The organism is Streptomyces sp. ActVer (genome assembly GCF_027270795.1).
Lineage (GTDB): Bacteria > Actinomycetota > Actinomycetes > Streptomycetales > Streptomycetaceae > Streptomyces > Streptomyces umbrinus_A.
Genome location: NZ_JAPWHT010000431.1, coordinates 1 through 8,748, shown reverse-complemented (window position 1 = coordinate 8,748; position 8,748 = coordinate 1). Strand labels below are relative to the sequence as shown.

Annotated in this window: 8 protein-coding genes and 2 pseudogenes; 5 read left to right on the top strand and 5 right to left on the bottom strand. The window is 70.8% G+C overall.

Annotated elements, in window-relative coordinates:
* Window positions 1-323, top strand: a pseudogene (locus O3Q52_RS42795) (hypothetical protein); the annotation flags it as partial.
* Between the two features lie 83 nt (window positions 324-406).
* On the opposite strand, the gene O3Q52_RS42790 reads toward O3Q52_RS42795, so the two are convergent.
* Together O3Q52_RS42790 and O3Q52_RS42785 are read right to left on the bottom strand one after the other, a co-directional pair.
* Window positions 407-1,156 carry an SDR family NAD(P)-dependent oxidoreductase gene (locus O3Q52_RS42790; RefSeq protein WP_269653939.1) on the bottom strand — a complete coding sequence of 250 codons (750 nt, stop codon included), beginning with the start codon at window positions 1,154-1,156 and terminating at the stop codon, window positions 407-409.
* Between the two features lie 16 nt (window positions 1,157-1,172).
* Window positions 1,173-1,976 (bottom strand): SDR family NAD(P)-dependent oxidoreductase, encoded by an 804-nt coding sequence (locus tag O3Q52_RS42785; protein WP_269653938.1) that lies wholly within the window; start codon window positions 1,974-1,976, stop codon window positions 1,173-1,175.
* A 272-nt stretch (window positions 1,977-2,248) separates the two neighbouring features.
* Between O3Q52_RS42785 and O3Q52_RS42780 the strand changes: the two genes are divergently transcribed.
* The 3 genes from O3Q52_RS42780 to O3Q52_RS42770 are packed head-to-tail and all read left to right on the top strand — an operon-like array spanning window position 2,249 to window position 5,888.
* Window positions 2,249-3,595, top strand: coding sequence for an NAD(P)/FAD-dependent oxidoreductase (locus tag O3Q52_RS42780; protein WP_269653937.1), 1,347 nt, complete (start codon window positions 2,249-2,251; stop codon window positions 3,593-3,595).
* Window positions 3,592-4,470: an SDR family oxidoreductase gene (locus tag O3Q52_RS42775; protein WP_269653936.1), complete on the top strand. Its 879-nt coding sequence runs from the start codon at window positions 3,592-3,594 to the stop codon at window positions 4,468-4,470. The genes O3Q52_RS42780 and O3Q52_RS42775 overlap by 4 nt, the downstream gene beginning before the upstream one ends.
* Window positions 4,467-5,888, top strand: a complete 1,422-nt coding sequence (locus O3Q52_RS42770) for an aldehyde dehydrogenase family protein (RefSeq protein ID WP_269653935.1) — start codon at window positions 4,467-4,469, stop codon at window positions 5,886-5,888. The genes O3Q52_RS42775 and O3Q52_RS42770 overlap by 4 nt, the downstream gene beginning before the upstream one ends.
* A 54-nt stretch (window positions 5,889-5,942) precedes the next feature.
* On the opposite strand, the gene O3Q52_RS42765 is transcribed toward O3Q52_RS42770, so the two are convergent.
* Together O3Q52_RS42765 and O3Q52_RS42760 are read right to left on the bottom strand one after the other, a co-directional pair.
* Window positions 5,943-7,022, bottom strand: coding sequence for an AraC family transcriptional regulator (locus tag O3Q52_RS42765; RefSeq protein WP_269653934.1), 1,080 nt, complete (start codon window positions 7,020-7,022; stop codon window positions 5,943-5,945).
* Between the two features lie 130 nt (window positions 7,023-7,152).
* On the bottom strand, window positions 7,153-8,028 hold the full coding sequence (locus O3Q52_RS42760) for an NAD(P)-dependent oxidoreductase (RefSeq protein ID WP_269653933.1): 876 nt from the start codon (window positions 8,026-8,028) through the stop codon (window positions 7,153-7,155).
* A gap of 148 nt (window positions 8,029-8,176) precedes the next feature.
* Between O3Q52_RS42760 and O3Q52_RS42755 the strand changes: the two genes are divergently transcribed.
* Complete coding sequence (locus tag O3Q52_RS42755) at window positions 8,177-8,554, top strand: helix-turn-helix domain-containing protein (protein ID WP_269653932.1); 378 nt, start codon at window positions 8,177-8,179, stop codon at window positions 8,552-8,554.
* A 22-nt stretch (window positions 8,555-8,576) separates the two neighbouring features.
* On the opposite strand, the pseudogene O3Q52_RS42750 reads toward O3Q52_RS42755, so the two are convergent.
* Window positions 8,577-8,748 (bottom strand): annotated as a pseudogene (locus tag O3Q52_RS42750) (DNA alkylation response protein); the annotation flags it as partial.

Below are 8,748 nucleotides of genomic sequence, written 5' to 3'. Positions count from 1 at the left end.
GGCCCGCCCAGGCCGCGCCGCGTCCGTGCCCCGGCGCAGGTCCGGGTGACCCGGCCCGTTGCGCCCAGGTGACAGGCATCGACCCGGGCTCGGCCCTGGTGATACGTACCGTACCGAACTACGGCGCGACGCCGGTGGCCCGTTGGGGCAACGGGCAGTGGCTGGAGGTCAACTGCTGGACCACCGGCGACCTGGACGCGGACGGCGACGGCTACCGCTACTGGATGAAGGTCTCCACGGGGAGCGCCGGCGGCTACGTCAACGACTGGTACCTGGACACGGGCGTCCCGGGCACCTGGAAGTCACAGATTCCGCAGTGCTGAGCCGGACCGTGCGACCCACCACGCCCGCTGCGGCACGGGGGGTCGCACGGCCCGTATGGCGGGACCGCCCGGTCAGGTCCCACTCATCGCGCCGTCCAGCCCCCGTCGACGTACAGCTCCGAGCCGGTCATGAAGCTCGCGTCGTCGGAGGCGAGGAACGCGACGGTCGCCGCGACCTCCTCGGGTGTGCCGAGGCGGCCGAGCGGGGTGCCGTCGAGCATGGCGGCCAACCGGGGCGTGTCGCGCCACAGTTCACGGGAGCGGGGCGTCTCGATGAAGCCCGGATGCAGGGAGTTGACCCGTACGCCGCGTTTCGCCCAGTGCAGCGCGGCGTTCTTCGTCATCAGACGTACGGCTCCTTTGGCCGCGTGATACGAGAACTGGGCGCCGAAGCCGCCGACCGTGCCGAAGATCGACGCGACGTTGACGATCGAGCCGCCGCCGGAGCGCTCGATGGCCGGGCCGCCGTGCTTCATGCCGAGCCAGACACCGGTCTGGGTCACGCCGATGACCCGGTCCCAGGTCTCCTGGGTCTCCGTCTCCACGGTGCCCATCGCGGCGATGCCGGCGTTGTTGACCAGCACGGACAGGCGGCCCAGCTCGGCGGTCGCGCGGGTGACGACCGCCTCCCAGGCCGACTCGTCGGTGACGTCCAGGGCCAGGCCCACGGCACCGCCCCCGACCTCCTCGGCGAGTTTCGCGCAGCGGTCCGCGTCGACATCGGTCACCACCACCGCGGCCCCCTCGGCCGCGAGCCGCCGTACGACCGCGTCGCCGATTCCTCCAGTCGCGCCGGTCACCAGCGCCACCTTCCCGGCCAGTCTCGCTTCCATCGCGTCTCCCACGTGCTCAGCCCTTGACGCCGCGCCAGGCCAGCGCGCCGCCGTCGATCACATACGTGGAGCCCGTGATGAACGCCGCGTCGTCGGACGCCAGGAAGCAGGCGAGCCGGGCCACCTCCTCCGGCCGTCCGAGCCGGTCCACCAACTGCGGTGCGGTCAGCTCCCGTTCCAGCGCGTCACGGTCCGCGGCCGCCGTGAAGAAGTCCTGCGCGAGCGGCGTGTCGATGACGCCGGGGCAGAAGCAGTTGCAGCGCACGGGGGCGAGATCGACTGCGGTGACCTTGGTCAGATGGATGACGCCCGCCTTCGTGACACCGTAGGCGGGGGCGTTGGGGAAGCCGGTGAGACCGGAGACGGACGCGGTGTTCACGATGGCCGGGCCACGCCGGGAAGCACGTAGGAAGGGCGCCGCGTACTTGGTGGTGAGCCACGCGGCCTTGAGGTTGACCTCGTAGACCGCGTCCCACACCTCCTCGGCGAGTGTGTCGACGCTCCGGCCGGGGTCGGCCGTGAACGTGGTCTCGATCACCCCGGCGTTGTTGACCAGCACGTCCAGTCCGTCGAACCGCTCCGCCGAACGCGTGACCATCGCCTCGATGTCGTCGCGCACCCGCAGATCGCAGACGATCGACTCGGCCTTCGCCCCCGCCGCGCGCACCAGCTCGGCCGTCTCGGCGGCGGTCTCCTCGTTCCGGTCGGCGACGGCGACCGCCGAGGCCCCCTGGCGGGCGAACTCCACGGCGATCGCCCGTCCGATGCCCTGGCCCGCCCCGGTGACGAGGGCGGTCTTGCCGTCGAGAGAACCCAGCATGCCGTTCGCTCCCGTCCGTGAGCCGTCGGATCCAGGTAACTGAACCCACTTCAGTTCGAAGTCGAGTCTAGATCCGGGACGCGAGGGCGGCAAGGCTCGGGACAGGCCTTCGGCCGGGCCTGTCACCGGCCGGTGCTGGGCCCGGGCCCAGGGAGGCAGACGTCTGGCCGCCACGGTCCCCTCCGTGGCCGCGCGGACCAGTTCGCGCCGAGCGCCCGGTGCATAGGTTTCCGGCAACACCGGCGAAGTGCGAGGAGAAAGGAGGCGGGCTCGTGGAGAAGACCCAGTACGACACCTGTGTCATCGGGGCGGGACCTGCCGGGCTGGCGGTCGCGAGGGCCCTGGCCGAGAGGAACCTGCCGTACACGCACCTGGAGCGGCACACCGGGCCCGGCGGTATCTGGGACATCGACAATCCCGGCAGTCCGATGTACGAGTCGGCCCACTTCATCTCCAGCAGGACGCTCTCGGGATTCGGCGGCTGGCCGATGCCCGACCACTTCGCGGACTATCCGCCGCACCGGCAGATCCTGTCGTACCTGCGGTCGTTCGCCGACGCCTACCGTCTGACGGACCGGATCGAGTTCGGCGTCGAGGTCGAGGGCGTCGAGAAGAACGCGGACGGGACCTGGACCGTCACCCGTGCCGACGGGCGGCAGAGCGTGCACGGCGAGATCGTGGTGTGCACGGGCGCACAGTGGCACCCCAACCTCCCCGAGCTGCCGGGGAACTTCACCGGCGAGGTCCGCCACACGGTCGGCTTCCGCAGCGCGGACGAACTGCGCGGGAAGCGGGTGCTGGTCGTGGGCGCGGGGAACTCCGGCTGCGACATCGCCTGCGACGCGGCCCGCAGCGCGGACCACGCGGTGATCAGCATGCGGCGCGGCTACTGGTTCATCCCCAAGCATCTGTTCGGGCGGCCGGTGGACACCATCGCGGCCGGCGGGCCGAAGCTGCCGATGTGGCTGGAGCAGGTGATCTTCGGCAGCCTCCTGCGGGTCATCAACGGAGATCCGAGGCGTCTGGGCCTGCAGAAGCCGGACCACAGGCTGTTCGAGACGCACCCCGCGGTCAACTCGATGCTGATGCACCACCTCCAGCACGGGGACATCACCGCCAAACCGGGGATCGCCCGCGCCGAGGGCAGCACCGTCCACTTCACCGACGGCACGAGCGACGACTTCGACCTCGTCCTGATGGCCACCGGCTATCTGCACAAGGTGCCGGTCGCGCAGAGGTACTTCGGCGACGAACAGCACCCCGACCTGTACCTGTCGTCGTTCTCCCGCGAACACCGGGGGCTGTTCGGCGTCGGCTTCATCGAGACCAACTCCGGCGCGTACCAACTCTTCGACACGCAGGCGCAGTTGATCGCCGGGTACGTCCACGACTCGCGGCACGGGCTGCCGAACGCGGAGCGCTTCGCGCAGATGATCCGCAACGACCGACCGGATCTGACCGGGGGCCTGAAGTTCGTCGACTCGCCCCGTCACACCGGCTACGTCGACAGCGCGACCATCGTGAAGCACCTCGGCAGGATCGCGGCCCGGATGGGCTGGCGCACCGAGGGGCAGCCGCCTCCGGTGAGGTCCCCGCGGCGTGCGGAGGTGGTGTCGTGAGCGGCTTCGACTTCACCGACAAGGTCATGCTGGTGACCGGCGGCGCGGGCGGTATCGGCAGCGCGATGTGCCGCCGTTTCGCCTCCGGCGGTGCCCGCTGCGTGGTCGTCGACATCGACGCGGCCCGCGCCGAGAAGACCACCGACGAGCTGCCCGGCACCGGACACCTGGGCATCGGCTGCGACGTCCTCGACCGCGCCCAGGTGGAGCGTCTCTTCGACCTGGTCGCCGACACGTACGGCCGGCTCGACGTCCTCGTCAACAACGTGGGCATGACCAGCGCCGAACGCTTCGACGTCCGCAGCGTCGAGAGCATCGAACGGGAGATCACGCTCAACCTGATCTCCCCGCTGATCGCGACCAGGATCGCGATCCCGCCGCTCCAGGCCTCCCGGGACGCCCGCGTGGTCACCACCGTCTCCCTCGGCGGGATCTTCCCACTGGGCGAGACCCCCATCTACACGGCCTCGAAGTTCGGACTGCGGGGCGCGATGCTCTCCATCGGGCTCGACCTGAGGAGCAAGGGCATCCTCGCCGGATCGGTGCTCCCGTCGGCCACCGACACCCGGATGCTGCGCCAGGAGGCCGTCGACGGCGGAAACTCCATGCAGTTCCAAGACCCGCCGCAGCAGCCCGCCGACGTCGTGGCGGCCGTGGTCAGCCTGTTGGACAGGCCCCGCCTGGAGGCCTACGCCCGGTCCGGCGAGTCGTGGCTCGTCCGCTTCGCGATGCTCGCGCCGAACCTGCTGCCCAGGCTCTTCCCCCTGTTCCGCAAGCGCGGCGATCGCGGCATGGCCCGCTATCTGGAGGACCTGCGCCGCAGGGGGCTGGCGTGCCGGATCGACGACCGATGGGAACTGGTGGAGGAGGCATGACCACAGTGGAGAGCCGGTCCGTACTGCGCGTTCTCAACCCCACGACGGGGGAGCTGAACACCACGCTCCCCGCCGCGACGGCCGAGGACGTCGCCAAGGCCGCGGAGCAGGCCCAACAGGTCTTCGATTCGGGAGTCTGGTCGCGGTTGCCGGTCCGCGGGCGGAGCGCGGTGCTGCTGCGGCTGGCCGGTCTGATGGAACGCGACGCCGAGCTGCTGGCCCGGCTGGACAGCGAGGACGCGGGCAAGCCGATCTCCGAGTGCCGGGCCGGTGACGTGCCCGGTGCGATCGAGTCGATCCGCTGGTTCGCCGAAGCGGCCGACAAGGTCTTCGGCCGCGTTGCCCCCACCGGGTCCGACAGCCTGGGCCTGACGACCCGGGAGCCCATCGGCGTGGTCGCGGCGATCCTGCCGTGGAACTACCCGCTGGCCATGACCGCGTGGAAGGTCGGGCCCGCGCTGGCCGCGGGAAACTGCCTGCTGGTCAAGCCCGCCGAGGCGACCCCGCGCTCGGCGCTCCACCTGGCCGGGCTCGCCGCCGAGGCCGGCCTCCCGCACGGCGTTCTCACGGTCCTGCCCGGATACGGCCCGGTCACCGGGACCGCCCTGGCCCGCAGCCCCCTCGTCGGAGCGCTGTCGTTCACCGGGTCCACCGACACCGGGCGGCGGATCCTCAAGGACGCGGCCGAGACCAACTTCAAGCGCGTCTCGCTGGAGATGGGCGGCAAGAGCCCCCAGGTGCTGATGGCCGACGCCCTCGCCTACGGGGACGACCTCATCGACGGCATGATCGAGGCCGCGTTCCTGACGATGGGCCAGAACTGCACGGCGGGCTCCCGCATCCTGGTCCATCGGAGCATCGCCGACGACGTCCTGGCGCGGTTCACCGTCGCCGCGAGGGAGCTGGTCATCGGCGACCCGGCCGACCCCCGAACGCACATGGGCCCGCTCATCAACCGTGCCGCCTTCGACCGGGTCGCGGGAGCCGTGGAGGCCGCCCGCGCCGACGGAGCCCACATCCACACCGCGGGCCTGCCCGACGGTCTGCCGCCGCGCGGCGCCTACTACCCGCCGACCGTCGTCACCCACGCCCCCGAAGGCAGCGACGTCCTCACCAAGGAACTGTTCGGGCCGGTCGTGACGCTGCAGACCTTCACCTCGGAGACCGAGGCGATCGCCCTGGCCAACGCCACCGCGTACGGTCTCGCGGCCTCCGTGTGGACCCGAGACCTCGACGCCGCCCTCCGTCTGGCCCGCGGCATCCAGGCCGGGGTCGTCTCGGTCAACTCCTACAGCGAAGGCGACATCACGACCCCCTTCGGCGGCTGGAAGGAGTCCGGCTTCGGCGGCGCGGAGAAGTCCACGAACGCCTTCGAACAGTGGACCAGGGAGAAGACCGTCTGGATCCGCAGCCGCTGACCGACCCGCCGGGCACGGGTCCGTACGGGGGCGTCCGTGGCGCCCCCTCCGGCGTCAGCCCCGGTCCGGCCCCTCGGCGCCCAGCATTTCCTCCCGAAGCCGCCGTGAAGAGGTGCCGTGCCAGCGGCGAACCGCTCGGCGCAGGGTCCGCTCGTCGGAGAATCCGGCCTGATGGGCGATGTCACGCAGGGTCAGTTCCGGGCGCCGCAGCAACTGTTCGACGCGCTCCCTGCGCACTCCGTCGACGAGAGCCTCGTACGTGGTGCCGCAGTCGGCCAGCCGGCGCCGGAGCGTGCGCTCGCTGGCCGCGTGCCGACGCGCCTGCTCGGCGAACGACGGCACCACCGGGAGGCTCTGCGCGATCGAGATCTCCATGACCTCCAGCAACTCCTGGTGGTGCCGACGCGAGGCCATCTGCTCGTCGAGCGTCTCCAACGCCGACGCGAACGTCACCGGATCCCGGCCCGGCATCGGCGCCCTGGCCCACACAGGGTCGATGACGACACGGCTGACCGGGACCCCGAAGCGGACGGGACATCCGAAGAAGGGACCGTACGGGTCGCTGTGAGCCGGTGAGGGGAAGGCGAACTCCACGACACGCGGGCCGAATTCGGGGCCGACGGTCAACCGGGCCAGCGTGACCGCGGAGGTCAGTGCCTCCTCGACCAGGAAGACGGCGACACCCGGATCCATGGCGGGATCGGGCAGGTCGGCCCGGATGGCGAAACCGCCGTCCTCCTCGCCGGCCGACCACACCACCATCGCCCCGGACAGGTTCTGGTACGTCACCCCGGTCTCGGCGGCCTGCCGCAGGTTCTCCGCGGCCATGAGCGCGAAGCCGAGCAGCCCCCAGGCGGTCAGGTGCTGCGCCGCGCCCACCTTCATGCCCAGGTGCTCGTCACCGGTGAGCTCCAGGGCCCGCCGGATCACCGCGCTGCCCTGACGGTAGGAGACCCTGAGGGCCGCCGAACGCATCAGCGCCTCGCTCAGGCCGACCTGCTCCAGATGCGGCCGCAGGTCGACACCGCGCTCGAAGGCGACCGAGGTGAGATAGCGCAGGATGTTCGGCTGGATCGTGGCCGACGTGCTGCGACTGGTTCCCGCGGGGGCCGGCGGGACGTCCTCGACGTGCATCGCGCCCACCTCCTACCTGGGCAGACCCACTGCTTGCCCGGGCGCACCACTGTAGGCCGCGGGACCCCGGCGGCAGGAGGTCCGGCCGGTGAAGTCCCCTGTCCGGCCGCCGGCGCCCCGCCCGCCCGACTCAGGCCGGTTGCCTGATGCTCTCGATGATCCGGGCGAAGCCCTCATTTCCGTGCCCGGCGTCGATCTGGCGCCGGACGAGCCGCTGGACCATGTCGACCACCTCGGTGCCGATGCCCTGGTCCGCGCTGGCGGCCACGAGGTCACAGAGGTCGGAGAACACGAGACTCTGCTGCCCGGCCACCGTGTAGTCCCCGCCGTCGACGACCTCGGCGAACCCGTGGAAGCCGCCGGTCATGGCCGTCAGCCAAGGCGCGGCCAGCGCGGCGAACTCGCCCGCCGTCACACCGGCCGGCGCGACCATGGCGGCGCCGTGCAGGAATCCGGCGAACATGACGTACATGCCGGCGAGCAGGGCGAGGTCGTACAGGGACGCCAGCCCGGCGTCCTCACCGAAGTAGGTAGTGGTACCCCACAGTTCGAGCAGCGGCTTGTACTCGTCGAAGACGTCCGCCGATCCGCTGTAGAGGATCGACGACCCGGGCCGGCCGATCATGTCGGGCACGGCCATGATTCCGCCGTCCAGATACGCGACCCCCGCCTGGGCGGCCCAGTCCGCGAACTCCCGTGACTGCGCCGGGGACGTCGTGGTCACGTTGACCAGGGTTCGTCCGGCCAGCTCGTCGGAGAGCGGGTCGAGCACCTCATGGACCGACGCGTGGTCCAACAGGCACACGATCACCAGTCGGCCGGCAAGGACCGCGTCACGGGCCGTGGCGGCCTCCTCCGCGCCCTGCGCGACGAGTTCGTCGGCCTTCCCGGGAGAGCGGTTCCAGCAGGTGGTCGTGTATCCGGCCTTCACCAGGGCGCCCGCGAGGGCGGTGCCCATCGCACCCAGCCCGAGAACACTCACCTGGACACTGTTGTCGGTCGTCATTTCCGGCGTTTCCCCTCGTGTTTGCGGTTCGGTTCGATCCTCTCCGCGGCCGGTAGGGTTGACCAGTACGGACTAATTAGTCGGGTACTCACCTGTTGGTAAGTACCCCTTCGGTCTTGGGCTTTGGGTCTTGGTTTTTGGGGGACGGATGGCGACTTCGGCACGACGTGGTCCCTATTTCTGCGGCATCGACGCGGCCATGGACGTGGTGGCCGGCAAGTGGAAGTCGCTGATCCTGTGGGAGCTGGACCACTACGGGGTCCGCCGGTTCGCCGAGCTGCGCCGCGGACTGCCGGGCGTCAGCGAGAAGATGCTGATTCAGCATCTGCGGGAGATGGAAGAAGACGGGCTCGTCCATCGTGAGGTGTACCGCGAGGTGCCGCCGAAGGTCGAGTACTCCCTGACGGAGCACGGCGTCTCGCTCAACGCCGCCCTGGCCTCCCTCGGGGCGTGGGGCACCGAACGCATCCGCCGGATCGGCGCCGAGAAGGTCTCCGCCGATGTCGCGGAGACCTCTCGGAGCTAGACACTTAGGCTTCCGCGCAGGATCAACTGCCAACCGGCAGGGCGCGGTTGAGGATCGCGTCCAGGTCGGCGGAGGCGGGGAGCGTGCCGAAGGCGTGTCCCCAGTCGCCGCCGAGGCGGGTCGCGCAGAAGGCGTCGGCGACAGCGGCCGGGGCGTGGCGGACCAGGAGCGAGCCCTGCAGGACCAGCGCCATC